This is a genomic window from Kitasatospora sp. NPDC085895, assembly GCF_040702125.1.
GTDB classification, from domain to species: domain Bacteria; phylum Actinomycetota; class Actinomycetes; order Streptomycetales; family Streptomycetaceae; genus Kitasatospora; species Kitasatospora arboriphila.
Genome location: NZ_JBFBJY010000036.1, coordinates 56,512 through 80,810 on the forward strand (window position 1 = coordinate 56,512; position 24,299 = coordinate 80,810).

The window sequence follows — 24,299 nt, forward strand, 5'->3', positions numbered from 1 at the left end:
CGGTGGGGGCCCGGGTGGTGGTCGCACAGACGTACCCCTCGCGACACGCCCGGCCGACCGGACGCATCCGAAGTTCGCCGGACCGGCCCAATGCCGTAACGGCGTGTCGGCTGGCCACCGGCGGCGAACCGTCTCCAGAACCTGCTGGTCAGCGTCGGCGCGGGCCCCGGTCAGCCGCCGCGGAGCGCGGTGAGCGGGTCGGTCCGGGCGGCCCGGACGGCCGGGTAGAGCCCGGCGAGCAGGCCGACCGCGGAGCCGATCAGCGGCGCCGGCAGGGTGGCCCAGGGCTGCAGGACGGCCGTCCAGTCCCGGGAGGCGGCCACCGCGAGCACGGTGAGCACCCCCAGGCAGGTGCCGATCAGCCCGCCGAGGGTACCGAGCGCCGTCGACTCGGTGAGGAACTGCGCGGCGATGTGCCGGGTGCGGGCGCCTAGCGAGCGGCGCAGGCCGATCTCGGGGGTGCGTTCGAGGACGGCGACGAGGGTGGTGTTGGCGATCCCGACCGCCCCCACCACCAGGCAGATCGCGGCCAGCGTCAGGAAGAGGCCGGTGAGGTCGGAGGTGACCCGGTCGCGCAGGCCGTGCGGGTCCGGCGGCGCGGTGACGGTGAGCAGGTCCGGGGCGTCCGGGCGCAGGGCCACCGCCAGCTGGCCGGCGACCACGTCGGCGGCGCCGACCCGGGTGGCGGCGATCAGGTGCGCGGCCTCGTCGTCGGCCGTGCCGGGGTTGCCGAAGCGCTCCAGCGCGGTGGACCCGGGGACGATCATGCCGAGCATGGTGTCCGGCAGCCGTTCGACCTGGTCGTAGACGCCGATCACGGTGTACGGCAGGCCCTGGATGAAGATCGCGGGCTGGGTGTCCAGCCGGGTCACCCCGAGCCTGGCCGCCGCCGTCCGGCTCAGCAGCACCACCGGCAGGGCGGCCCGCTGCGCGTACGGGTCGAGGGTCACCCCGGCGGCCAGCGTCGGGTGCACCGCGGCGACGGCGCCGGGGGTGGCGGCGAACAGGGAGAGCCCCTGGACGCCCGGCCCGGTCTCGGGGGCGGCCGAGATCCGCAGGTCGTCCGAGGGGATCCGCCACCACAGGCCGGCCGCGGTGACGCCGTCGATCCGGCCGGCCCGGGCGTCGGCGTCGGCGGGGAAGCCGCTCGGCGGGTTGGCGCCGGGCGGGACGCCGTCCGTCACGGGGTGGTCGGTGACGGTCACCGTGGTCGCCCGCACCAGGTCGAACCCGGCGCCGATCTGCCCGGAGGCGGTGGCCGTCAGGCCGAGCACCGCGACGAACGCACCGATGCCGAGCACCGTGCCCAGCATGGTCAGCGCCGAGCGGCCGGGACGCTGCAGCACGCCCGCCAGGGCCTCGGCCGCCAGGTCGCGCGGCCCGAGCCGGGAGGGTGGCCCGACCGGCCCGGAGGCGGTCATCGGCCGGCCGCCGGCTCGGTCAGGCGGCCGTCCGCGATCCGGACCACCCGGCGGGCCCGGGCGGCCACCGCGGGGTCGTGGGTGATCATCACCAGGGTGTAGCCCTCGTCGTTGAGCCGCTCGAACCGCTCCAGCACGGCGCCTGCGCTCGCGGAGTCCAGGTTGCCGGTGGGTTCGTCGCAGAGCAGCAGGTCCGGCCGGTTGACCAGGGCGCGGGCGACGGCGACCCGCTGCCGCTCGCCGCCGGACAGCGTGGTGGGCAGCGCCTCCACCCGGTGGCCGAGGCCGACCAGGTGCAGCGCCTCCCGGGCGGCCGTCCGGCGCTGCTCCCGGGGGACGCGGTTGTAGACCTGGGCGAGCTGGACGTTCTCCTCGGCGGTGCGGTGCGGCAGGAGTTGGAAGGACTGGAAGACGAAGCCGATCCGGCGGCCGCGGAGGGCGGAGCGGTCCCGGTCGCGGAGGCTCCCGGTGTCGATGCCGTCCAGCTCGTACCGGCCGGTGGTCGGGGTGTCGAGCAGCCCCAGCAGGTGGAGCAGGGTGGACTTGCCCGAGCCGGACGGGCCGGTCACCGCCACGAACTCGCCGCGCCGCACGGACAGGTCGCAGGGGTGCAGTGCGGTGACCGGCGGCGGCCCGGCGAAGCTGCGGCCCACGCCCTCCAGTCGGATCACCTCGCTCACCGGCCGACCACCACCCGGTCGCCAGGCTGCAGCTGCGCGGCCTGCACGGGGGTGACGGCCACGTACCCGTCGGCGTTCACCCCGGTGGTCACCGGAACGGTGACCCGGCGGCCCGTGGAGCCGATCCGGGGGACCGCCGTCCGCCCGGTGGCGTCGGTGTACACGGCGGCGACCGGTACGCACAGCACCGGCTGGGCGGTGGCGCTGCGCCGGACGGTGATGCGGACGTTCTGGCCGCCGAGGGCGGCGGGCAGCGGCTCGGTGGGAGTGATCCTCAGCGGTACGTAGGCGGCCGCGGGCGGGGCGGCCGGCGCCGCCGGGGCGGCAGCTGCGGCGCCGGCGGACCCGCCGCCGGTGCCGGGACCGGCCGGGGCGGCGGCGCCGCCGATCGCGATCACCCGGCCCGCCGGCGGCGCGGTGGTCCGCGGGCCCAGCTCGGCGACCTCGCCCCGCACCACCGTGCCGGTGCTCTCCGAGAGGATCTCCACCGCCATGCCCGGGGTGATCCCGGGCGCCTGGCCGGGGGTGAGCTGGCCGGTGACGACCAGGTCGCCGCTGGTCAGCGAGAGCAGCGGACCTGCGACCGGGGCACCGACGGTCGCGTTCACGGCCGTCACGGCGGCCGGCAGCACGGGCAGGAAGACCACCTCCCCGGCGGGCACCACCGGCCCGTCGGCCGCCTGCGCCCGGGCCAGCGCCGCCCTGTCGTCGGACAGCCGCCGCTCGGCCTCGTCGAGCTGGGCGGCGAGGTCGGGCAGGACGCCCTGGTCGGCCGGGGCGGCGGAGGGCGCGCCCGACGGCGGGGCCGCGGCCGCCCCCTGCCGGGCCTTCAGGTCGTCGACCGTCCGCTGGTCCGCCTCCACGGCTCGCTTCGCGGCGTCCACGGCCTGCTCGGCGGCCGCGCCCGCGGTGGGTGCGGGGTGGCCGAGCTGCCGGTAGAAGTCGGTGACGGCCTGCGCGGTGCCCGGGCCGTACTCCCCCTCGGCGTCCGAGCCGCGCCCGTGGCCGAGGTCGGCCAGTGCGGCCTGCAGCTGGGCCACGTCGGACCCGTTGGCTCCCGGCTTGAGGTCCCGGTAGGCGGGCACCGCGCCCTTGAGGACGAACAGCGGCCGGCCGGAGACCTCCGCGAGCAGCTGGCCGTTGGCGACCGCGTCGCCCGCCTTCACCGCCAGCGCGGACACGTACAGCTGCGTGATCTCCGGGGAGGACGTGGCGGGGGTGACGTCGTAGCGGGTGGGCGGGTAGACCTGGCCGCGGGTGACGGTGGCACGCGTCAGCACCTTCGTCTCGGCCTCGGCGGTGAGCAGCGTGCCGGGCGGCGGCGCGGTGTCGGCCGCCCGCTCGGCGGGCGACTTGACGAGCCCGGCGGCGCCCAGGCCGCCGCAGGCGACCAGCGCGGCGGAGGCCGCGACCGCCAGCAGGGCGCGGCGGCGCCGCACCAGCCGCGAGCGGCCGGATCCGACCGCCTCGGCGGCGGTCTCCTCCTCCCCCTCGAATTCGCGCTCCGCATCCCGGATCAGATCGCCCACTGCCATGTCACCAGCCATCGCCGCTGCTCGTCGGAGGAATCCACGTGCGCCGGAGCGGGTGATTCCGAATTCCCCACCGCATCCGGATCGAGCCGCCTCAGCCTACCCGCGCGACCCGCTCCGCCATGCGATCCGCGACCCGTGAATTTCGTGCCGAACTGCCCGTACCCGCACGGAATTCGGCCGTTCGGGGCAGTTCCGCGAGCACATCACCGGCAAGATCGCATCCCGGGTTCGGCCGTCCGGTCCACCGGATCGCACGCACGGCGTCCACGAACCCTGAATACGGGCATTCGACGTGATTCCGATGGAATACCGCGGAAATGGGAGAACGGTTTTCAGGCCCTGCGGCGGTGCAGCACGAGATGGGTGGCGACGCCGAGCAGCAGCCCCCAGAACGCCGCACCGATGCCGAACAGCGTCATGCCCGAGGCGGTCGCCAGGAAGGTCACCACGGCGCCGTCCCGGCCCTGCTCGTCGGCGACCGCGCCGGCCAGGCTGCCCTGGAAGGAGGCGAGCAGCGCGACTCCGGCGATCACCGCGATCAGCACGTGCGGCAGCCCGGTGAACAGGCCGACCAGCACCCCGCCGAAGCTGCCCACCAGGAGGTAGAGGACGCCGGCGGACATCCCGGCGACGTAGCGCCGCCGCGGGTCGGGGTGGCTCTCCTCGCTGGTGCAGATCGCGGCGGTGATGGCGGCCAGGTTGACGCCCGGCGAGCCGAACGGCGCCAGCAGCACGGAGACCGCGCCGGTGGCCCCCACCAGCATCCGGTCGTCCGGCCGGTAGCCGGAGGCCCGCATGATGCCGAGGCCCGGGGCGTTCTGCGAGGCCAGCGCGACGATGGTGAGCGGCAGTGCCAGGCCGACGGTCGCGGACCAGGAGAAGGCCGGCACGGTGAGCACCGGCCGGGTCGGCCCGCCCGACCCGAAGTGCAGCGGCAGCCCGACGGTGGCCGCGGCGAGCGCCGCACCCGCCAGCAGCGCCAGCGGGACGGCGTACCGCGGCAGCCACCGCTTGGCGAGCAGGAAGGCGGCGAAGGTGCCGAGCACCAGGACGGGGGCGCTCCGCAGCTCGGTGAAGATCCCGGCGCCGAAGGTGAACAGGATGCCGGCCAGCATCGCGTTGACGATGCCGACCGGGATCGCGCGCACGAGCCGGCCGAACAGGCCGGTGGCGCCCAGCACGGCCACGGCGACCGAGGAGAGCAGGAAGGCGCCCACCGACTCCCGGTAGGGATGGGCGCCGAGGCTGCCGACCAGCAGGGCCGCGCCGGGGGTGGACCAGGCGGTGATCACCGGGGTCCGCGTCCACCAGCTGAGCAGCAGGCAGGTCAGGCCGCTGCCGATCGACACCGCCCAGATCCAGGAGGCGGTGTGCGCCGGGTCCAGGTGCCCGGCGGAGGCGGCGGCGAGCACCACCACCAGCGGCCCGGAGAAGGAGACGGCGATGCAGACCAGACCGGCCAGCAGGGCCGGCACCGAGACGTCGCGCCGCAGCGAGGGCCGGGGCTCGGGCAGGTCGGGGGCGCTGCGGGCGGCCTTCACCGCGGTCTGACGATCGGACATGGGAGCAGTATCGCCGAGGGACTCCGGGGCCCGGAAAGAATTTCCCGGAACCACCTGCAACCCCGGGGCGGATGCACGTCCATCAGAGTGAAGGCACGGAGAGCAGGACCGGCGGGCAACGGCCGGGGGGGCCGATGCACCGGACACCTTCACCCACACACCGTCAGCACATCGCCCTGGGGGGACCAGTCATGCGAGCGCCCGTCATCTACCGTTTTGTCCGAAACGCCGCCGTCACCACCGCCGTCACCACTGCCGTCGCGGTCGGCGTCGGGTCTGCCCGTGCTGACCGGCGGCACCGCTGCCTGGGCCTGCGACGACGAGCCGGCGCCCTCGGCCACCGCCTTCCCGTTCGCCTCCGGCGGGGTGCTGCTCGCCCTCGGCGGCGGGGTGCTGCTCGCCGTGAAGCGCCTCGCCCGCCGCTGACCGGCCCGGGAACGCCGCCGGCCCCGCCCCCACGAGGGGACGGGGCCGGCGGTGTTCACCGGGGATCAGGCCCAGGTGATGAGCCGCTTCGGGCGCTCCAGGATCGCGGCGATGTCCGCGAGGACCTTGGAGCCGAGTTCGCCGTCGACCAGGCGGTGGTCGAAGGAGAGCGCCAGCGTGGTGACCTGACGGGGCACCACCTTGCCCTTGTGCACCCAGGGCATCTCCCGGACCGCGCCGAAGGCGAGGATGGCGGCCTCGCCCGGGTTGAGGATCGGGGTGCCGGTGTCGACGCCGAAGACGCCGACGTTGGTGATGGTGATCGAGCCGCCCTGCATGTCCGCGGGCGAGGTCTTGCCCTCGCGCGCGGTGTCGACCAGCTCGCCGAGCGAGAGGGCCAGCTGGGTCAGCGTCTTGCCGCCGGCGTCCTTGATGTTCGGGACGATCAGGCCGCGCGGCGTGGCCGCGGCGATGCCGAGGTTGACCTGCCCCTTGATCACGATCTCCTGAGCGGCCTCGTCCCAGGCGGCGTTGATCTCCGGGTGCCGCTTCACCGCGGTGAGCAGCGCCTTGGCGACCAGCAGCAGCGGCGAGACGCGGACGTCCCGGCCGAGCTCGCCGGTCTCCTTGAGCTTGCGGACCAGCTTCATCGTGCGGGTCACGTCGATCTGGACGAACTCGGTGACGTGCGGCGCGGTGAAGGCCGAGGAGACCATGGCGGCCGCGGTGGCCTTGCGGACGCCCTTGATCGGCACCCGCACGTCGCCCGCACCGCTCGCCACGGGGGCGGCGGCCGGCGCGGCCTGCGGGGCCGGGACGGCTGCGGCGGCCGGGGCGGCCTCCGCGGGGGCCGGTGCGACGGCCGCGTGCACGTCCTCGCGGGTGATCACGCCGTCCGGGCCGGTCGGGACGACCGTGCGGAGGTCGACGCCGAGGTCCTTGGCCAGCTTGCGCACCGGGGGCTTGGCCAGCGGCCGTTCCCCCGCCTGCGCGGGCACTGGCACCGGGACGGCGACGGGTGCCGCCGGGGCGATCGGCGCCGCCGGGACGGGCGGTGTTTCACGTGAAACCGGAGCGGCGGCCGCCGGTACGGCGGTCCGGCGGGCCCGGCGCTGGGTGCCGCCGGTGCGCGGGCCGTAGCCGACCAGCACCTCGCGCCGCTCGGGCACCTCCTCCGCCTCGGCCGGGGCGGCCGGTGCGGGGGCGGCGGCGGCCGGCGCGGCCACCGCCGGGGCGGCACCCTCGACCGCCACCGCGATGATCGCGGTGCCGACGTCGACGGTGGAGCCCTCGGGGAAGAACAGCTGCTCGACGACACCGGTGAACGGGATCGGCAGCTCGACGGCGGCCTTGGCCGTCTCGACCTCGCAGACGACCTGGCCGTCGGTGACGGTGTCGCCCGGCTTGACGTACCAGGAGAGGATCTCGGCCTCGGTCAGCCCCTCGCCGACGTCGGGCATCTTGAACTCGCGGAGCGCGCGGACTTCGGTGGTCATGTTGCGTCGCTCCTCTCAGTACGCGAGCGCGCGGTCGACGGCGTCGAGCACACGGTCGAGGTCGGGCAGGAAGGACTCCTCGACCCGGGACGGCGGGTACGGCGCGTAGTAGCCGCCGACGCGCAGGACCGGCGCCTCCAGGTGGTAGAAGCACTTCTCGGTGAGCCGGGCGGCCAGCTCGGCGCCCATGCCCAGGAAGACCGGCGCCTCGTGGACGACGATGCCGCGGCCGGTGCGCTTGACCGACTCCTCGAGGGTGGCGAAGTCGACCGGGGTGAGCGAGCGGAGGTCGACGACCTCCAGGTTGCGGCCGTCCTCCTGGGCGGCCGCGGCGGCCTCCTGGCAGACCTTGACCATCGGGCCGTACGCGATCAGGGTCGCGTCGGTGCCCGGGCGGACGATCCGCGCGGAGTGCAGCGGCAGGTCGGAGCTGTCGCCGACCTCGCCCTTGTCCCAGTAGCGGCGCTTGGGCTCCAGGAAGATCACCGGGTCGTCCGAGGCGATCGCCTCGCGCAGCATCCAGTGCGCGTCGTGCGCGTTGGACGGGGTGACCACCTTGAGGCCCGCGGTGTGCGCGAAGTAGGCCTCGTGCGACTCGCTGTGGTGCTCGACGGCGCCGATGCCGCCGCCGTACGGCATGCGGACGGTGATCGGGAGCTTGACGTGCCCGAGCGAGCGGGCGTGCATCTTGGCGAGCTGGGAGACGATCTGGTCGAAGGCCGGGTAGACGAAGCCGTCGAACTGGATCTCCACCACCGGGCGGTAGCCGCGCAGCGCGAGGCCGATCGCGGTGCCCATGATGCCGGACTCGGCGAGCGGGCTGTCGATGACCCGGTCCTCGCCGAAGTCCTTCTGCAGGCCGTCGGTGATTCTGAAGACGCCGCCGAGCTTGCCGATGTCCTCTCCCATGAGGAGGGTCTTCGGGTCGTTCTCCAGCGACTTGCGGAGCGCGTCGTTGAGCGCCTTCGCGATGCTGAGTCGCTCTGCCATCAGTTCTGCTCCCCGCCCTCGAAGGAGGCCGCGTAGGCCACGTACTCGGCCCGCTCCTCGTCCACCAGCGCGTGCGGTTCCGCATAGACGTGGTCGAAGATCAGGGTGGGGTCCGGGTCGGGCATGGAGCGCACGCCCTCGCGGACCCGGAGGCCGAGCGCGTCGCTCTCGGCCTCGACGCCGGCGAAGAACGCGTCGTCGGCGAGGCCCTCCTTCTCCAGGTGGGCCTTGAGGCGGGTGATCGGGTCCTTGGCCTTCCAGGCCTCGGTCTCCTCGGAGCCCCGGTAACGGGTCGGGTCGTCGGAGGTGGTGTGGGCGCCCATGCGGTAGGTGAACGCCTCGACGAGCACGGGACCGTTGCCGGTGCGGGCGTGGTCGAGCGCCCAGCGGGTCACCGCGAGGCAGGCGAGCACGTCGTTGCCGTCCACCCGCACGCCCGGGAAGCCGAAGCCGGAGGCGCGGCGGTAGAGCGGGATGCGGGTCTGGTTGGTGGTCGGCTCGGAGATCGCCCACTGGTTGTTCTGGCAGAAGAAGACCACCGGCGAGTTGTAGACCGAGGCGAAGGTGAAGGCCTCGTTGACGTCGCCCTGGCTGGAGGCGCCGTCGCCGAAGTAGGCGATCACCGCGTCGTCCGCGCCGTCCTTGGTGATGCCCATCGCGTACCCGGTGGCGTGCAGGGTCTGCGCGCCGATCACGATGGTGTAGAGGTGGAAGTTCTTCTCGTTCGGGTCCCAGCCGCCGTGGTTCACGCCGCGGAACATGCCGAGCAGGTTCAGCGGGTCGACGTCGCGGCACCAGGCCACGCCGTGCTCGCGGTACGTCGGGAAGGCGTAGTCGCCGGGGCGCATCGCACGACCGGAGCCGACCTGCGCAGCCTCCTGGCCGAGCAGCGACGCCCACAGGCCCAGCTCGCCCTGGCGCTGCAGCGAGGTGGCCTCGGCGTCGAACCGCCGGACCAGCACCAGGTCGCGGTAGAGCGCGCGGAGCTCCTCGGGGCTGGTCACCAGGGGGAAGTCCGGGTGCTCGACCCGGTCGCCCTCCGGCGTGAGCAGCTGGACGAGCTCCGGCGCGGCGCCCGTGCCTGCGCGGAGGTTGTCAGGGACGCCGGGGGCGGCCTTCTTGCGCGCCCTCGCCGTGCTTTTGACGGTCACGTTCACTCCTCGGTCTGTCCGGCCGCCCGGGGTCGCCGGTGACCGGTCCGGTCACCTCCGGGCAAAGCGCGCTGGGTGTGCGCACCGGCTGCTCGGCAGGTGGTGATCCTTCTCCGACGGCGTCCCTCACGAGAACGTTACCCAGCGGCGCCCCTTGGCGCGCTTGCGCTAGGACGTCCTACTTGTTCCTGTCCGAGAACCGCCGGTGTGGTGCGGGTCTCGGCTCGGTGGCCGTCAGGACACCAGCGCACGGTATCCGGGCAAAGCTCTCCGCGTAAGGGGGTAACGGGCATCGATTCGGTGTCTCCCGTTCCCGGCTGTCCCCCGGGGAGCGGCCGGGAGCAGGGATTTCGACACGGTGGCGTGGAAGGATTCCCCCATGACAGGAAACGGACATATCAGGGTATTCCTCCTCGACGACCACGAAGTCGTGCGGCGCGGCGTGCACGACCTGCTGTCCACAGAGGCGGACATCGAGGTGGTCGGCGAGGCCGGAACGGCCGCCGAGGCGCTCGCCCGGATCCCGGCGGTCGAACCGGACGTGGCGGTGCTCGACGTCCGGCTGCCGGACGGCAACGGGGTGGAGGTCTGCCGGGAGGTCCGCTCCCGGGTGCCCGGGGTGCGCTGCCTGATGCTGACCTCGTTCTCGGACGACGAGGCGCTGTTCGACTCGATCATGGCGGGCGCCTCCGGGTACGTGCTGAAGGCGATCCGGGGCACCGACCTGATCACCGCCGTCCGGGACGTCGCGGCCGGCCGCTCGCTGCTCGACCCGGTGGCCACCAGCCGCGTCCTGGAGCGGCTGCGGGAGGGCGGCGGCAAGGAGGACGAGCGGCTCGCGCAGCTCACCCGGCAGGAACGCCGGATCCTCGACCTGATCGGCGAGGGGATGACCAATCGGCAGATCGGCAATGAACTCCACCTGGCCGAGAAGACGGTGAAGAACTACGTCTCCAGCCTGCTCGCCAAGATGGGCATGGAAAGGCGCACGCAGGCCGCCGCGTACGTGGCCCGGAACCTCCCTCCCGGTGCGAGATCAGAAGGTTGACGATCTGTCAACCACACCTTCACGACCTCATTACGCTCCTTCCGTGATTACCGGCCCGGCCTCCCCGCCCGATCTCCGCGGGGACGGCACCCCGTCCCTCCTCCTTCCCTCCGCCCGCCGCGCCCGGCCGCACCGGCCCGCCGCCGCACCGGCCCGCCCCGACCTCTCCGCCCCGCCCGTGGGGACCCTGAGCCCGCCCGTCGCGCACGCCGCCCTGACGGGCGTCCTGCGCCGCTTCGGCACCGCGCCCGCGGTGTCCGTCCGGCCGGTGGCCGAGGGCCTGCTGAACCGCGGCTACCGGGTCACCACCACCGAGGGCCGCTACTTCCTCAAGTGCTACGTCGACCGGGCCACCGCCTCCCGCACCGCGATCACCGCCCAGCACCGGGCCACCACGGCCCTGCACGCCCGCGGCCTGCCGGTGGCCCGCCCGCTGCCCGCCACCGACGGGGACACCGTCGTCGCCCACCGCGGACGGCTGTTCGGCCTCTACCCCTGGGTGGAGGGCGAGCACCGGCACGGCACGGCGCTCGACCCGTCGCAGTGCACGGACCTCGGCGCGCTGCTCGGCCGGCTGCACGGCGCCCTGGCTCAGGTCTGCGCGCCGGTGCGCCAGCCCGCCGGGCGGCTGACCGCCGATCCGGAGGAGACCGGGCGCCTGGTCGACGACCTGCGCAGGCTCGCCGGGCACCACCACCCGGCCACGCCCTTCGACGCACTGGCCGAGGAGCACCTCGCGGAGCGGCTCGACCTGCTCGACGCCCACCGCGGCCGACGGCCGGCCCCGGCCGACGCCCCGCCCACCGGCTGGACGCACGGCGACTTCCACGGGCTCAACCTGCTGTACGGCGGCGGGGCGGTCACCGCCGTCCTGGACTGGGACAAGCTCGGGCTGCACCCGACCGCCGAGGAGGCCGTCCGGGCCGCCACCCTGCTCTTCAACGACGGCCGGACCGGCGTACTGGACCTCTGCCGGGTGCGCGCCTACAGCAGGGCCTACCGGGCCGGGGCGGCGGCCGGCCCGGGCGAGCTGGCCGCCGCCGTCCACCGGGTCTGGTGGGAGCGGCTGAACGACCTGTGGATGCTGCAGTGGCACTACCAGCGCGGCGACCACCGGGCCGACCCGCTCTTCCCCGCGGCCGCCGGCCAGCTGCGCTGGTGGTGCCAGGAGTACGAGCAGGTCCTGGACGCCTTCACCAACTGACCGGACGCCCCGTCAGTTGGTGAGCGCGGCGGGGCCGGTCGACCCCCCGCCGCCCGGGGTCGGGGTCGGCGGGGCCGAGGTCGGCTGCTCGGTCGGGGTCGGGGTGGACTTGGTCTCGGTCGGGGTCGGCGACGGCGACGGCGTGTCGGTCGGCGAGGCCGAACCCGTCGGGCTCGGGCTGCCGGTCGGCGAGTGCGAGCCGAAGGTCGGCTCGGTCGGCCGGGTCGTGCCGGTCTGCGAGTGCGTCGACGGGGCCGAGGTCGGCTGCTCGGTCGGCTGACCGGTGTCCGCGGGAGCGGTGGTCTGGGTCTGCTGCTGGGTCGGCGTGTTGCCGCCGCCCCCGCCGCCGCCCCCGCCACCGCTGAGGGCCAGCCCGATCCCGACGCCGGCCGCGACCAGCACGGCCAGGACGCCCAGCACCCAGCCCCACGGGCTGCGCCGGTCCTCCGGCTCGTAGCCGTCGTGACCGCCGCCCCCGCCGTAGCCGGTGTCGCCGTCGTAGCCCTGCCCGCCGCCGGTCGGCCGGTAGGGCCGGGACGGCGTCTGGTAGGGCGAGGTGACCTGGAACGGCAGCGCGGCCGTCGGGTCCGCCGGGTCGGTGCGGCCGATCGGCTCGGTGACGGCGGTGCCGCCGTTGGGCGTCCCCTCCGGTCCGGGCCGGCCGTTGCCGTTGCCGCCCTGGACGGAGGCGGCCAGCCCGGCCGCGGCGGCCGCCGCGGCAGCGGCACCGGCCGCGTAGCCGACGCCCTGGGCGCCGTGCATGGTGCGCAGGGCGTGCTGGACGTGGGCCCGGAACTCGTCGGCGGTCTGGTAGCGGTCGTCCGGGTTCTTGGCCAGCGAGCGCAGCACCAGGTCGTCCAGCTCGGCCGGCACCCGGCCGTTGGTCCGGGACGGCGGCACCGGGTTGTCCTGGACGTGCTGGTAGACCACCGACAGCGGGGTCTCGCCGGTGAACGGCGGGCGCAGCGCCAGCAGCTCGTAGAGCATGCAGCCGGCCGCGTACAGGTCGGAGCGGTGGTCGACCGGCCGGCCGAGGGCCTGCTCGGGCGAGAGGTACTGCGGGGTGCCCATCACCATGCCGGTCTGGGTCATGGTGGTGGCCGCGCCGGTCAGGGCGCGGGCGATGCCGAAGTCCATCACCTTGACCGCGCCGCTGCTGGTGATGATCACGTTGGCGGGCTTGATGTCACGGTGCACGATGCCGTGCTTGTGGCTGTAGGCGAGCGCTTCCAGCACCCCGGCGATGATGATCAGCGCCTGGTCGACGGGCGGCGCCTCCTCGTCCACCAGGAGTTCGCGGACCGTCCGGCCCTCGACCAGCTCCATCACGATGTACGGGGTGGAGTCGCCGTCCAGCACCTCCTCGCCGGTGTCGTACACCGCCACGATCGAGTGGTGGTTGAGCGCGGCGACGGCGTGCGCCTCGCGCGTGAAGCGGAGCCGGGCGATGTCGTCCTCGGCGAGGTCCGCGCGCAGCAGCTTGACGGCGACGGTCCGGCCGAGCCGGACGTCCTGCGCGGAGAACACCTCCGCCATGCCGCCGCGGCCGAGCCGGCCGGTGATGCGGTACCTGCCGTCGCCGACCGTGCCGAGCACGGCCTTGGTGCCGCGGCCCGGGGTCTGTCCGAGCGGCGGGCCCGACACGACCTTCGTCTCGGCGGTCTCCGGCTCCCGTCCCGTCGTCTCCTCGGTGGAGGCCTGGACGTCCGCGTCCTCGCCGTCGCCCGGCCGATCGGTCTGTGCCATTGCTCCTCGCCCCGGGCGGCCGCTCGGCGCGCAGTCGCCCTGTCGGTTACGTCCTGTGAAACGCTACCGCTTCGACGCGGTCACCGTGGAACCCGCGGCCGGGGCCGCGCCCGCAGGGCCTACTCCGCGCCGTCCTGCGGCAGCTCCAGCACCACCGAGGCGGTGGCCCCCAGGGACGAGCTGCCGTAGCTGCTGCCCTTGTTCTTCTCGCCCTGGGCGGCCGCGATCAGCACGATGATCACCGCGAGCACGATCACGCCGAAGATCACACCGACCACGACCAGCGCCGTCGAACAGCCGGCGTTGCTGTTGCCCGGCTGCGGCTTCGCCACGAACGGGCCCGGCTGGGCCGGCATCGGCCCGGTCGGGTGCGCCTGCTGCGGGAAGGGCCGCGGGGTCTGGTACGGCTGCGGGGCCTGCGGGAACGGCTGAGGGGTGTGCGCCTGCGGGAAGGGCTGCGGCGTGTGCGGGGCCTGCGGGAACGGCTGCGGGGTGTGCGGCGCCTGCACCTGCGGGTACGGCGGCGGGGTGCTGGCCTGCGGCTGGTACGGCTGCTGGACCTGCGGGGCGGGCGTGCGGATGTCGCCGGAGACCTGCGGGAAGTTGGTCAGCGACGGCGCGGCGTGCACCGAACGCGGGCCCTCGCTGATCACCAGCGGCGTGGAGGCCTGCAGCGGCGAGCTGCCGGACTGCGCGGTGGACTCGACCCGCTCGACCTCCTCGCGCATCGCCTCCGCGGTCGGGAAGCGGTGCGCCGGGTCCTTGCGCAGCGCGCGCTCGACCAGGGCGTCGACCGCGGGCGTGACCGCCCGGTTGATCGTCGACGGCGCCGGCGGCGGCTCCTGGACGTGCTTGTACGCGATGGAGAAGGCCGAGTCGCCGTCGAACGGCAGGCCGCCGGTCAGCAGCTCGAAGAGCATGCAGCCGACCGAGTACAGGTCGGAGCGGGCGTCGACGCTCTTGCCGAGCGCCTGCTCGGGCGACAGGTACTGCGGGGTGCCGACCACCATGCCGGTCTGCGTCATGGAGGTGACGCCGGACTGCAGCGCGCGGGCGATGCCGAAGTCCATCACCTTGACGATGCCCTTGGTGTTGACCATGACGTTGCCCGGCTTGATGTCCCGGTGCACCAGGCCCTGGTCGTGCGAGGCCTCCAGCGCGGAGAGCACCGCGGCGGTGATCTTCAGCGCCTGGGCGGTCGGCATCGCGCCGTGCTGCGCGATCGCGTCGTTCAGCACGTCGCGCAGGGCCTGGCCCTCGACGTACTCCATGACGATGTACGGGGTGGCGGCGCCGTCCGCGGCGACGTCCTCGCCGCTGTCGTAGACCTGGACGATGTTGGTGTGCTGGAGGCGCGCGACGGCCTGCGCCTCGCGGCGGAAGCGCTCCTTGAACGAGGCCTCCCGGCCCAGCTCGGTGTGCAGGGTCTTCACCGCGACCTGGCGGTCCAGCACCGTGTCGTACGCCAGGTGCACGGAGGCCATGCCGCCCTGCCCGAGCAGGCGCTGCAGCACGTACCGACCGTTGCCCAGGGCGTGGCCCTCGACCGTGGTGCCGTCCTCGCTCATGTCCCCCTGCTTCCACGTCTCGTCCGGGCGTGCCCGGTGCGCGGGCCCGCGCTGCCGCAGGCCCCCGCCGACGGCGCGGCGGCCGACGGCAGGGGCCCAGGGTATCGGCTCTCGCCGACGTGATCGGGTGCAGGGGCGCAGCTGTGTCCGGCCTGCAACGCGGTTGCCGAACAGCTGCGACACGCGACCGCTAGAGGTACGGGCCCGAACGGATGCCGCGGCCCGGGCCGACCTCCTCCTCACCCGGCTCGGCGCCGTGCAGGCCGGGCGGCAGGGCGCGCCGCATCTGCTCCAACTGCGCCCGGGCCGCCATCTGCTGGGCGAACAGCGCGGTCTGGATGCCGTGGAAGAGCCCCTCCAGCCAGCCGACGAGCTGCGCCTGGGCGATCCGCAGTTCGGCCTCGGTGGGGATGCTGTCCTCGGTGAAGGGCAGCGACAGCCGCTCCAACTCCTCGACCAGCTCGGGGGCGAGGCCGAGTTCGAGCTCCTTGATGGAGCTGGCGTGGATGTCCTTGAGTCTGGCCCGGCTGGCCTCGTCGAGGGGAGCCGCCCGGACCTCCTCCAGCAGCTGCTTGATCATGCTGCCGATCCGCATCACCTTGGCCGGCTGCTCGACCATCTCGGTCACCGGCAGTTCGCGCGGCTCCCCCTGGTCGTCGGCCCGGCCGAAACCGCCCGGGACGGCGCCGACCGGCATCCCGTCCGGGCCCACGATCAGGACCTTCGGCGCGTCGTCCGGCTGCCCGCCCGACGCCTCGACGGCCTGCTGCAACGAGCGCTCGTTCATCGGGTTCGTCATGAAGGGCATTCTCCCTCACCGGGGTTCGGTGCGGGGAGTGCCTGCGGATCTTGTAGGGCCGGTCCGGCGGCCGACGGCGGCCCGGTCAGCCGCGGCGCAGCTTCACGCCGACCAGGCCCAGTCCCAGGCCGATCAGCGTCAGCCCGGCGCCGAGCGGCAGCTGACGGGTGGCCGGGTCGGACCAGCGCAGCGGGGCGGCCAGGTCGGCGGCGGCCTGCGGGACGGGCGCGGCGGCGGTGACGGAGGGCTGCCCGTCGGCCAGGTCCGCGGAGGCGTCCGGGGTGGCGGGCCGGGCGGCCGTGGTCGGCGCGCTCGGGGTGCGGGGGGTGCGGACGGGGTGCCCGAGGACGGCGGCGGGCTGGGTGCGGCCGTGCGGGCCGCGGGCGGGGGCGGCGGCCGCCGGGCTCGCGGCGGCCTGCCCGGTGGCGGCCCCGTCGGCCGCGCCGCTGTCGCTGCCGTCGGCACAGTCGTCCTCGTCCTCCTCCTCGGCGGCCTGGGCGGTCTCCTGGCCGTGGGTGGCCGGAGAACCCTGGGCCGGGCCCGGCTGGCTTCCGGTGTGGCCGTCGGCCGCGGGGCCGCCCGGGTCAGTGGAGGTGCCCGCAGTGGATCCGGCCGCCCCGGCCGTCGCGGCGGGGGCGGCCGGCGCGGTCGGTTCGGGCACGGACGCCGGCGAGTGCGCCGGCGGCCTGACGGGGAGTCCGGACATGCCGGAACCCCCCTGGGACGAGGGCGGCGCGGCTGCGGGCGCCGTCACCTCCGGCAGGGCGGAGACGGCCTGCCGGACGGCCTGCTGGACGGCCGCCTCGACCTGGCCGGCCGCCGCGGAGGCCTCGGTGTCGTCGGCCGCGGCGGGCAGGGCGAGCAGGACCGGAAGGACGAGGCCCGCACCGACGAACGCCGCCCGGCGGCAGCCGGTGGGGAGCGCGGAGGAGAGAGCACGGAACGCGTACGGAAGTGCAGCCACGGCGGGAAGTCCTTCCGACGGGCGGCCGCGGCGGGACGCGGTCGGCGGCGGGACAGCTCCGGACCAGCCTCACACATTCCGACAAAACGGGCATTTCGTACGCTCACTCCCCGTGTCCGCCCTGACCGGTGACACGGTCAGCGCAGCCGGAGCACCACCTTGCCCACGTGCTCGCTCCGCTCGACCGAGCGGTGGGCGGCGGCGGCCTCCTCGACGGGCAGCACCCGGTCCACCACCGGCCGCACCACCCCGGACTCCACCAGCGGCCACACGTGCTCGCGGACGGCGGCGACGATGGCCGCCTTCTCCGCGACCGGCCGGCCGCGGAGGTTGGTCGCCGCGACCGCCGCCCGCTTGCGCAGCAGGGTGTTCAGGTCGAGCTCCGCCTTGACCCCGCCCTGCAGGCCGATGATCACCAGCCGCCCGTTCACGGCCAGCGCGTCCACGTTCCGCTGCAGGTACTTGGCGCCCATGATGTCGAGGATCACGTCCGCCCCCGCCCCGCCGGTGAACTCCCGGACGGCCGCCGTGAAGTCCTCCTCCCGGTAGTCGATGCCGAGGTCGGCGCCCAGCTCCGCGCAGCGCGCCAGCTTCTCCGCGCTGCCCGCGGTGACCGCCACCCGGGCACCCACGGCCTTGGCCAGCTGGATCGCCATGGTGCCGATGCCGCTCGCCCCGCCGTGCACCAGCACGGTCTCGCCCGGGCGCAGGTGGGCCACCATGAAGACGTTCGACCAGACCGTGCAGGCGACCTCCGGCAGCGCCGCCGCCTCCGTGGCGGACAGCCCCTTCGGCACCGGCAGCAGCTGCCCCACCGGCACCGCGACCCGCTCCGCGTAGCCGCCGCCGGTGAGCAGCGCACAGACCTCGTCGCCGACCGCCCAGCCGGCCACGCCCGCGCCCAGCGCGGCGATCCGGCCGGCGCACTCCAGGCCCGGGTACCGGGAGGACCCGGGCGGCGGGTCGTAGAAGCCCTGCCGCTGCAGCAGGTCCGCGCGGTTGACGGCGGTGGCGGCGACCTCGATCAGGACCTCGCCCTCGGCGGGCTCCGGATCGGGCACCTCGGCCCAGGTCAGCACCTCGGGTCCGCCCGGCTGGGGAATGGTGATGGCTCGCATGGCCGCCACGCTAGCCGCGGCGCCGGCACCGCCCGCGGTCGGCCCGCCGACCGCGCCCGTCCTCAGCCGAGGTCGACGCCCCGCCGGACGGTGATGATCCGGTCGGTGAGCTGCAGCACCGCGGCCTCCGGGTCGGTGAAGTTCAGCAGCCGGCGGCCGCGGACGACCGACACCACCAGGTCCGCGCACTCCCGCGGGGAGCGGCCCGCCTCGGCCCTGGTCACCGGCCGCTCGACGAGGTCCAGCCCGGAGCCGACCGTCAGCAGGTCCTCCATGACGGCACCGGCGTGCGGGCTGAGGATCGACATGCCGAGCAGCCGGCCCGCCGAACTGGAGCTGGTGACCACCACGTCCGCACCGCTCTGCCGCAGCAGCGGCGCGTTCTCGTCCTCCCGCACGGCCGCCACCAGCACCGCCGCGGGGTTGAGCTGACGCGCGGTCAGCGCCACCAGGACGGCGGTGTCGTCCCGGGCCGGGGCGATCACCACCTTCTCGGCGCGCGGCAGTTCGGCCCGCATCAGGGTGTCCGAGCGGGTCGCGTCCCCCAGCACCGCGGTCAGGCCGTCCCGGCCCGCCTGGTCGATCGCCTTGCGCTGCGGGTCGACGACCACGATCGACTCCTTGCGCAGCCCCTGGCCCAGCAGCGCGGTGACCGCGCTTCGGCCCTTGGTGCCGTAGCCGACGACGACGGTGTGCTCCCGCACCGGACCTCCAGCGGCTGCCGACCGAGGACGGCACCGACCGGGGCCGCCGCAGGCGACGATACCGCCGCCGCGGCCGCACCGGCCGGACCCGTCGGCCACCCCGTGACCGGCACCTTCCCTCCACGTCCCTGCACCGGACCGCCCCCGCGCGGCGGTGGCCCGGCGCGGCGGCGGCCCGCCATGCTGGTGCCCGTGACCCAAGGCACCCAGTCCCCCGGCCCCGACGGCAGACTCTCCCGGCTGCGCGGCTCCCGCGCATCCCGCGTCCGCGAGACCGAGGTGGCCGGCGGCCGGGTCTTCCTGCCGACCAGGACTCCCCCGCCGCCGTTCCGCCAGGTCTCCCGGCGGCTGCTGCTGGCGCTCGCCGTCCTGCTCGCCACCACGCTGATCGTCTGGCTGGACCGGGACGGGTACCACGACAACGCGGGCGGCCCGCTGGACCTGCTGGACGCCGCGTACTACGCCACGGTCACCCTCTCCACCACCGGCTACGGCGACATCACCCCGGTCAGTGACGCCGCCCGGCTGACCAACATCTTCGTGATCACCCCGCTGCGCGTGCTGTTCCTGATCATCCTGGTCGGCACCACCCTGGAGGTGCTCACCGAACGCACCCGCCAGCAGTGGCGGATCGGGCGCTGGCGCTCCACCGTCCGGGACCACACGGTGGTGATCGGGTACGGCACCAAGGGCCGCAGCGCGGTCGGCGCGCTGCTCGGCCAGGGCATCGACCGCGGCTCGATCGTGGTCGTCGACCCGCAGCCGCGCACGGTCGAGCAGGCCACCCTGGACGGGCTGGTCGGCGTGGTCGGCGACGCCACCCGCACCGACACCCTGCTGCGCGCCGAAGTGCCCCGGGCCGCGCGGGTGGTGGTGGCTCCCGAGCGGGACGACACCGCGGTGCTGATCACCCTGACCGCCCGCCAGCTCAACCGGGCCGCCACCGTGGTGGCGGCCGTGCGGGAGGACGAGAACGCGCCGCTGCTGCGGCAGAGCGGTGCGGACGTGGTGGTCACCAGCTCCAGTTCGGCGGGCCGGCTGCTCGGCATGTCGATCCTCAGCCCGCACGCCGGCGCCGTCATGGAGGACCTGCTCACCCACGGCACCGGGCTGGACGTCACCGAACGGCCCGTGACCGCCGAGGAGGCGGGCCGCTCCCCGCGGGAGAGCGCCGACCTCGTGCTGGCGGTCGTCCGCGGCCGCCGGCTGCTGAACTTCACCGACCCGGAGGCCGCGGTGCTGCAGCTCACCGACCGGCTGATCGTCATCCGGGACGCCCGCAGCCACGCCTGACGCCGCACCGGCCGCGGATCACGGCAGGTCCAGCACCTCCGCCCGGCCGCCCGCCGGGAGGCCGCCGGGCGGCACCACGGCCACCGCCTCGGCGAGCGCCAGGCCGCGCAGCATGGCCGGTCCGTCGAAGCGCAGCGGCACCAGCCCGTCGGCGGTCCGCACCACCGGCACCAGCCGGGTGTCCTCCGGGTGGCCCGGCAGGTCGGCCGCCGCGCTCTCGGCGCGGGTCGGCGGCTCGGCCCGGCCGGCCAGCGCGTCCAGCAGCGGCAGGGCCAGGGTCAGCGCGCCCGCGGCCGCGGCCAGCGGGTTGCCGGGCAGGCCGACCAGATGCCGTCCGCCGGGCAGCGCGGCGAGCAGCATCGGGTGCCCCGGCCGGACGGCGACGCCGTCGACCAGCAGCCGGGCACCGGCCTCGGCCAGCGCGGCGTGCAGGAAGTCGGCCGGGCCGGCCGCCGTACCGCCGGTGGTCACCACGACGTCGGCGGGCGAGTGCCGCAGCGCCTCCCGCAGCAGGTCCCGGTCGTCGCCGATCCGGCGCACCCCGGCCGGCTCGGCACCGGCCGCGGCGAGCCAGGGCGGCAGCAGCGGACCGAGCGCGTCCCGGACGAGACCCGGGCCGGGCACCCCGGAGTCGAGCAGCTCGTCGCCGAGCAGCAGCAGTTCGACGGTCGGCCGGCGGCGCACCGCGAGGACGTCGTGGCCGGCCGCGGCGGCCAGGCCGAGCACCGGCGCGGTGACCCGGGTGCCGGCGGGCAGCAGGGTCTCGCCGCGGCGGCACTCCTGGCCGCGCGGGCGGACGTCCTGGCCGGGCCCGACCTCGCCGTGCAGCAGCCCCCGGACCGTCCGACCGTGCTCGCGGCGGAGCACACCGGTGGCGCCGGGCGGCAGCTGCGCACCGGTGGCGATCTCGACGGCCGTGCCGTCGGCCAGCGGGGCGGGTGCGGCGCCGGCGAGCAGCCGCCCGGCGGACCGCCAGGGGCCGGGACCGGCGACGGCCCAGCCGTCCATGGCGGAGGTGTCGAAGCCGGGCAGGTCGGTGACGGCCGCGAGCGGCTCGGCCAGGGTGCGGCCGAGCGCGGCGCCGAGCGGGACCCGCTCGACGGGCAGCGGCGCGGCGGCGGCCTGCCGGGCCGTCCGCCGGGCCTGGGGCCAGGGGCGGTCGTGCACCGGCGGCCCGGTGCGCGGGTGGTCCACGTCGGCGAGGGCGCCGGTCACGCCTGCTCCGGCGGGTGCTGCGCGGCCCACCGTTCGGCGAGGGCGGCGGTGCGGGCGGTCGCCGCCGCGACCTCCTCCGCCCCGCCGCCGCGGGCGGCCGCCGCGTACCCCACCAGGAAGGCGGTCAGCGGTGCGGCCGGCCGGGCGACCCCGTGCGCGACCACCCGGGCGAGGTCCAGCAGCCCCGGCACGTCGACCTCGAAGTCGATCCCCAGCTCGGCGCCGACCTCGGCGATCCAGTCATCCAGCGTGCGCTCCATGGCCCCATGCTGCCCGATCCCGGTGTCCGCGGTGGTGCCGCGGTCGTGTGCGGCGCGGGTCGGTCCGCTCACCGGCCGTCGGGGCGGGCGGTGAGGATCACCGTCCGGCGCGCCCGCGCAGCTCCCGGTCGCGGGCCCGGGCGAGTTCCTCCCAGGTGTCGCAGTCGAGGGCGACGGCCTCGGCGTCGGCCAGCCGGACGGTGTGCAGCGGCCCGGTGAGCCGGCGCAGCGGGCGGCCGTCCGGGCTGCCGAGGGCGGCGAGCGAGGCACGCAGCGCGGCCGTGCGGTAGGCGCCGGCGAGCGGCTGGTCCCGGCCGTCCGCGTCGACCAGGACGGCGGCCTCCGCCCCGGCGTCGTCGAGGGCGGCGAGCAGCCGGTGCACGGTGCGGGCGTCCAGGAAGGGCAGGTCGGCGGCGAGCAGCAGCACCCGGTCGGCGGTCACCGCGGCGAGGCCGGCGGCGACGGCGGCGACCGGTCCGCCACCGGGCGGCTCCTCGCGGGTCCAGTGCACGGTGCGGGCGACGGTGCGGACGGGGCCGACCACCACGGTGGTGCGGGCGTCCGCGCAGGCCGCCAGCACCCGGTCGAGCAGGGTCCGGCCGCCCACGTCCAGCCCGGGCTTGTCGGCGCCGCCGAGCCGGCTCGCGGCCCCGCCGGCCGGCACGATCACGTCGAAGGCCGTCATGCCGCCAGTATCCGCCGCCCGGCGGCCCGTCCGGGAGGGCCGGGTGAGCAGGGGCGGCCGGGGCGGCCGGGGCGGCCTGAGGGGTTCAGTCCTCCTCGACGATCTCCGCGTCGACGATCTCGGCGTCCTCGGCCGGCGTGGTGTTGGCGGCCGCGCCGAGGTCGAGGATGACGGGCAGGGTGAGCGCGCCGTACCGCTCGTTCATCGCGGCGGCCAGGGCCTCCGGGTCGTGCGGGTGGGCGGCCAGGGCACGGTCGAAGTCCTGCAGGTACTCGCCGGTGAAGGCGATCACCCGCAGCGCGTCGTCGTCGGTGCCGGGCGCCCGGTGGCCGGCGACCACCCGCTCCGCGCCGAGGTCGGCGATCCGGGCCAGGTTGTGCGCCCAGTCGATCCGGCGGTGGGCGTCGGTGTCGGCCGTCCATACGTGGGTGCCGTTGTAGACGAAGTCGCCGGCGAGCACGGTGCGGATGCTCGGGACGTGCACCACGGTGGAGCCTTCGCAGTCGCCCTGGCCGAGCGCGAGCACCCGGATCGGCTGGCCGTCGATCATCAGCGGCTGCGGCAGCAGCGGCGCGGGCAGCAGCGGCTGGTCGGGGATGTCGTCGCCGTAGACGGGCTTCCACTCGGCGACCTTGGCGGCGGCGGTGCGGGCGATCCCCTCGACCACCGGCGGCGCGGCCAGCAGCTGGGCCTCGGGGAAGAGTCGCAGCACCTCCTCGGCACCGAAGTAGTGGTCGGGGTGGCGGTGGGTGACCACGATGGCGAGCAGCCGGCGGCCCTTGCCGGCGATCCACTCGGCGAGCTCGCGGCCGGCGCTGCGGGTGAGCTGGGCGTCGACCAGGATCGCGGTGCCCTGGCCCATGATCAGCACGGAGGTCGCGAAGAAGGCGCTCTCCGGGCCGGTGAAGACGTCGATCTCCAGCGGCGGGTGGCCCGGCCCGGGGGCCGCGCGGTGGGGTCCGGCGGTCTCGTCGGGCGGGTTGGGCGTCACGTCGGCTCCCTGGTCGGCGGGGCGACCCGGCGGGCCGCTCGTTCGTACCAGCTTGGTCGGTGGGGGTGCCGATCGCCGGTAAGGCGCGCCCGGGCGGGTGGAGCGGAGGCCGCCCGGGCGCGGGGGCCTCAGGCCGCGACGCGGCTGCCGACGGCCTCGGCACGGGCCGCGGCGTCCACCAGCGCCTGCGCCTTGGAGGCGTCCGCCTGCTCGGCGAAGCCGGCCAGCGCCGGGTTGACCCGGGCCAGGGTGAACTCGGGCACCACGAAGTCGACCTCCAGGCCGAGCATGCCGGTCAGCACCTTCTCCAGGTAGGTGGTGACGAACTCGAAGCTCTCCCGCGGGGTGCCCGGGCCGTACGCGCCGCCGCGGGAGGCGACCACGGTGACCGGGGTGCCGGCGGCGGAGGGCTGCTCGCCCGCGCTGCGGCCGATCACGATCACCTGGTCGAGCCAGGCCTTGAGGGCGGACGGGATCGTGAAGTTGTACATCGGGGTGCCGATGACGACGGCGTCCGCCTGCTCCAGCTCGGTGACCAGCTGCTCGCGCAGGGCCCAGGCCGCCTGCTGCTCCGGGCTGCGGTGCTCGGCCGGGGCGAAGGCGGAGGTGATGCCGGCGGCGTCCAGGTGCGGCACGGGCTCGGCGGCCAGGTCGCGGTAGATCACGGTGCCGCCCGGGTTGGCGGCCTCCCAGGCCTCCCGGTACGCCGCGGAGACCTCGCGGGAGACGGAGCCCTCGGAGAGCGCGGACGAGTCGATGTGCAGCAGCGTGGGCATGGCGATGCCTCCATTTCAGAAGTTACTGCAGCGCAGTGCGCTGCTTCAATAACAGTAGCAGCTTACTTTTCTATAGTCACTTGCCGAGAGGCAGTACCCTGGACGGCATGGCGCAGGAAACAGCACCGGCACACGCTGCCTGTACGGGGGCGGACGCCGCCATCACCCGGGTCTTCGCCCTGCTCGGCAAGCGCTGGACGGGACTGGTGGTCGCCGTGCTCAGCCACGGTCCCGGCCACTTCTCCGAGCTGCGCCGCGCCATCCCCGGCATCAGCGAGCGGATGCTCTCCGACCGGCTCACCGAGCTCGGCGAGGCCGGCCTGGTCCTCCGCGAGGTCGACGAGGGCCCGCCGCTGCGGGTCCGCTACCGGCTCACCGAATCCGGCGCCGCGCTCGGCCCCGCCCTCACCGAGCTGCGCGCCTGGGCGGAGCGCTACCTGCCCCCGCTGCCGCCGGGCGGCTGCGGGTAGCGGCCCCGGGAACGACGGAGCGCCCCGCCGCGGACCGCCGAGCAACTGCTCGGCACCGCGACGGGGCGCTCGTGTCGATCCGGGGGGTTACTTCCCGCCCTTGCCGGTGATCTTGTCGATGCGGGAGCCGATGCCCCAGGTGGTGACGCGCCAGAGGGCTTCGACGACGATGTTGCGGCTCATCTTGGAGTTGCCGT

Annotated in this window: 20 protein-coding genes and 4 pseudogenes; 5 read left to right on the forward strand and 19 right to left on the reverse strand. The window is 75.3% G+C overall.

Going from position 1 to position 24,299, the window contains the following annotated elements:
• Positions 1–170: 170 nt before the first annotated feature.
• From AB0442_RS22420 to AB0442_RS22435, 4 genes are all read right to left on the reverse strand, one after another.
• Entirely contained in the window at positions 171–1,421 is a 1,251-nt protein-coding gene (locus AB0442_RS22420) for an ABC transporter permease (RefSeq protein WP_366164782.1), read from the reverse strand.
• Positions 1,418–2,101, reverse strand: coding sequence for an ABC transporter ATP-binding protein (locus tag AB0442_RS22425; RefSeq protein WP_366164784.1), 684 nt, complete (start codon positions 2,099–2,101; stop codon positions 1,418–1,420). The genes AB0442_RS22420 and AB0442_RS22425 overlap by 4 nt, the downstream gene beginning before the upstream one ends.
• A complete protein-coding gene (locus AB0442_RS22430; RefSeq protein ID WP_366164786.1) occupies positions 2,098–3,636 on the reverse strand; it encodes a peptidoglycan-binding protein in 1,539 nt (512 codons plus the stop codon). The genes AB0442_RS22425 and AB0442_RS22430 overlap by 4 nt, the downstream gene beginning before the upstream one ends.
• Positions 3,637–3,968: 332 nt before the next feature.
• Positions 3,969–5,198, reverse strand: a complete 1,230-nt coding sequence (locus tag AB0442_RS22435; protein ID WP_366164788.1) for a benzoate/H(+) symporter BenE family transporter — start codon at positions 5,196–5,198, stop codon at positions 3,969–3,971.
• Between the two features lie 282 nt (positions 5,199–5,480).
• On the opposite strand from AB0442_RS22435, the gene AB0442_RS22440 reads away from it, so the two are divergent.
• Positions 5,481–5,624 (forward strand): hypothetical protein, encoded by a 144-nt coding sequence (locus AB0442_RS22440; RefSeq protein ID WP_366164790.1) that lies wholly within the window; start codon positions 5,481–5,483, stop codon positions 5,622–5,624.
• Between the two features lie 65 nt (positions 5,625–5,689).
• Here the strand turns inward: AB0442_RS22440 and AB0442_RS22445 are convergent, their stop codons facing one another.
• The 3 genes from AB0442_RS22445 to pdhA are packed head-to-tail and all read right to left on the reverse strand — an operon-like array spanning position 5,690 to position 9,267.
• On the reverse strand, positions 5,690–7,120 hold the full coding sequence (locus AB0442_RS22445; protein ID WP_366164792.1) for a dihydrolipoamide acetyltransferase family protein: 1,431 nt from the start codon (positions 7,118–7,120) through the stop codon (positions 5,690–5,692).
• Between the two features lie 15 nt (positions 7,121–7,135).
• On the reverse strand, positions 7,136–8,113 hold the full coding sequence (locus tag AB0442_RS22450) for an alpha-ketoacid dehydrogenase subunit beta (protein WP_366164809.1): 978 nt from the start codon (positions 8,111–8,113) through the stop codon (positions 7,136–7,138).
• Positions 8,110–9,267 (reverse strand): pyruvate dehydrogenase (acetyl-transferring) E1 component subunit alpha, encoded by a 1,158-nt coding sequence (gene pdhA, locus AB0442_RS22455; RefSeq protein ID WP_344622184.1) that lies wholly within the window; start codon positions 9,265–9,267, stop codon positions 8,110–8,112. The genes AB0442_RS22450 and pdhA overlap by 4 nt, the downstream gene beginning before the upstream one ends.
• Before the next feature lie 373 nt (positions 9,268–9,640).
• Between pdhA and AB0442_RS22460 the strand changes: the two genes are divergently transcribed.
• Positions 9,641–10,309: a response regulator transcription factor gene (locus tag AB0442_RS22460; RefSeq protein WP_344622185.1), complete on the forward strand. Its 669-nt coding sequence runs from the start codon at positions 9,641–9,643 to the stop codon at positions 10,307–10,309.
• Between the two features lie 178 nt (positions 10,310–10,487).
• Positions 10,488–11,513, forward strand: a complete 1,026-nt coding sequence (locus AB0442_RS22465; protein ID WP_366164811.1) for a phosphotransferase — start codon at positions 10,488–10,490, stop codon at positions 11,511–11,513.
• A 12-nt stretch (positions 11,514–11,525) separates the two neighbouring features.
• Here the strand turns inward: AB0442_RS22465 and AB0442_RS22470 are convergent, their stop codons facing one another.
• The 6 genes and pseudogenes from AB0442_RS22470 to AB0442_RS22495 all read right to left on the reverse strand — a co-directional run.
• Positions 11,526–13,259: a protein kinase gene (locus tag AB0442_RS22470; RefSeq protein WP_366164795.1), complete on the reverse strand. Its 1,734-nt coding sequence runs from the start codon at positions 13,257–13,259 to the stop codon at positions 11,526–11,528.
• Between the two features lie 119 nt (positions 13,260–13,378).
• The gene (locus AB0442_RS22475) at positions 13,379–14,827 is read right to left on the reverse strand and encodes a protein kinase (RefSeq protein WP_359981346.1); all 1,449 of its coding nucleotides are present in this window, start codon (positions 14,825–14,827) and stop codon (positions 13,379–13,381) included.
• A 190-nt stretch (positions 14,828–15,017) separates the two neighbouring features.
• Positions 15,018–15,614, reverse strand: coding sequence for a bacterial proteasome activator family protein (locus AB0442_RS22480; RefSeq protein WP_363546342.1), 597 nt, complete (start codon positions 15,612–15,614; stop codon positions 15,018–15,020).
• Between the two features lie 97 nt (positions 15,615–15,711).
• Positions 15,712–16,590 (reverse strand): hypothetical protein, encoded by an 879-nt coding sequence (locus AB0442_RS22485; protein WP_366164797.1) that lies wholly within the window; start codon positions 16,588–16,590, stop codon positions 15,712–15,714.
• Between the two features lie 137 nt (positions 16,591–16,727).
• On the reverse strand, positions 16,728–17,708 hold the full coding sequence (locus AB0442_RS22490; protein WP_366164799.1) for an NAD(P)H-quinone oxidoreductase: 981 nt from the start codon (positions 17,706–17,708) through the stop codon (positions 16,728–16,730).
• 62 nt (positions 17,709–17,770) lie between these two features.
• Positions 17,771–18,425, reverse strand: a pseudogene (locus AB0442_RS22495) (NAD(P)-binding protein); the annotation flags it as partial.
• Positions 18,426–18,691: 266 nt separating this feature from the next.
• On the opposite strand from AB0442_RS22495, the gene AB0442_RS22500 reads away from it, so the two are divergent.
• On the forward strand, positions 18,692–19,705 hold the full coding sequence (locus AB0442_RS22500) for a potassium channel family protein (RefSeq protein ID WP_366164814.1): 1,014 nt from the start codon (positions 18,692–18,694) through the stop codon (positions 19,703–19,705).
• A gap of 18 nt (positions 19,706–19,723) precedes the next feature.
• On the opposite strand, the gene AB0442_RS22505 is transcribed toward AB0442_RS22500, so the two are convergent.
• The 5 genes and pseudogenes from AB0442_RS22505 to AB0442_RS22525 all read right to left on the reverse strand — a co-directional run bounded on the left by AB0442_RS22505 (position 19,724) and on the right by AB0442_RS22525 (position 23,632).
• On the reverse strand, positions 19,724–20,899 hold the full coding sequence (locus AB0442_RS22505; RefSeq protein ID WP_366164816.1) for a molybdopterin molybdotransferase MoeA: 1,176 nt from the start codon (positions 20,897–20,899) through the stop codon (positions 19,724–19,726).
• Between the two features lie 17 nt (positions 20,900–20,916).
• Positions 20,917–21,168: pseudogene (locus AB0442_RS22510) on the reverse strand (DUF6457 domain-containing protein); the annotation flags it as partial.
• A gap of 133 nt (positions 21,169–21,301) precedes the next feature.
• Positions 21,302–21,865: pseudogene (locus tag AB0442_RS22515) on the reverse strand (NTP transferase domain-containing protein); the annotation flags it as partial.
• A gap of 85 nt (positions 21,866–21,950) precedes the next feature.
• The gene (locus AB0442_RS22520) at positions 21,951–22,856 is read right to left on the reverse strand and encodes an MBL fold metallo-hydrolase (RefSeq protein WP_366164801.1); all 906 of its coding nucleotides are present in this window, start codon (positions 22,854–22,856) and stop codon (positions 21,951–21,953) included.
• A 128-nt stretch (positions 22,857–22,984) separates the two neighbouring features.
• Positions 22,985–23,632, reverse strand: a complete 648-nt coding sequence (locus AB0442_RS22525) for an NAD(P)H-dependent oxidoreductase (protein WP_366164803.1) — start codon at positions 23,630–23,632, stop codon at positions 22,985–22,987.
• Between the two features lie 107 nt (positions 23,633–23,739).
• On the opposite strand from AB0442_RS22525, the gene AB0442_RS22530 reads away from it, so the two are divergent.
• A complete protein-coding gene (locus AB0442_RS22530; RefSeq protein WP_363546333.1) occupies positions 23,740–24,102 on the forward strand; it encodes a helix-turn-helix domain-containing protein in 363 nt (120 codons plus the stop codon).
• 87 nt (positions 24,103–24,189) lie between these two features.
• On the opposite strand, the pseudogene AB0442_RS22535 reads toward AB0442_RS22530, so the two are convergent.
• Positions 24,190–24,299 (reverse strand): annotated as a pseudogene (locus tag AB0442_RS22535) (dolichol-phosphate mannosyltransferase); the annotation flags it as partial.

Coding starts and splice junctions, on each gene's coding strand:
- AB0442_RS22460 (WP_344622185.1), top strand. CDS start 9,641: ATGACAGGAAACGGACATATCAGGGTATTCCTCCTCGACGACCACGAA.
- AB0442_RS22430 (WP_366164786.1), bottom strand. CDS start 3,636: ATGGCAGTGGGCGATCTGATCCGGGATGCGGAGCGCGAATTCGAGGGG.
- AB0442_RS22530 (WP_363546333.1), top strand. CDS start 23,740: ATGGCGCAGGAAACAGCACCGGCACACGCTGCCTGTACGGGGGCGGAC.
- AB0442_RS22480 (WP_363546342.1), bottom strand. CDS start 15,614: ATGAACGAGCGCTCGTTGCAGCAGGCCGTCGAGGCGTCGGGCGGGCAG.
- AB0442_RS22470 (WP_366164795.1), bottom strand. CDS start 13,259: ATGGCACAGACCGATCGGCCGGGCGACGGCGAGGACGCGGACGTCCAG.
- AB0442_RS22490 (WP_366164799.1), bottom strand. CDS start 17,708: ATGCGAGCCATCACCATTCCCCAGCCGGGCGGACCCGAGGTGCTGACC.
- AB0442_RS22475 (WP_359981346.1), bottom strand. CDS start 14,827: ATGAGCGAGGACGGCACCACGGTCGAGGGCCACGCCCTGGGCAACGGT.
- AB0442_RS22525 (WP_366164803.1), bottom strand. CDS start 23,632: ATGCCCACGCTGCTGCACATCGACTCGTCCGCGCTCTCCGAGGGCTCC.
- AB0442_RS22445 (WP_366164792.1), bottom strand. CDS start 7,120: ATGACCACCGAAGTCCGCGCGCTCCGCGAGTTCAAGATGCCCGACGTC.
- AB0442_RS22420 (WP_366164782.1), bottom strand. CDS start 1,421: ATGACCGCCTCCGGGCCGGTCGGGCCACCCTCCCGGCTCGGGCCGCGC.
- AB0442_RS22435 (WP_366164788.1), bottom strand. CDS start 5,198: ATGTCCGATCGTCAGACCGCGGTGAAGGCCGCCCGCAGCGCCCCCGAC.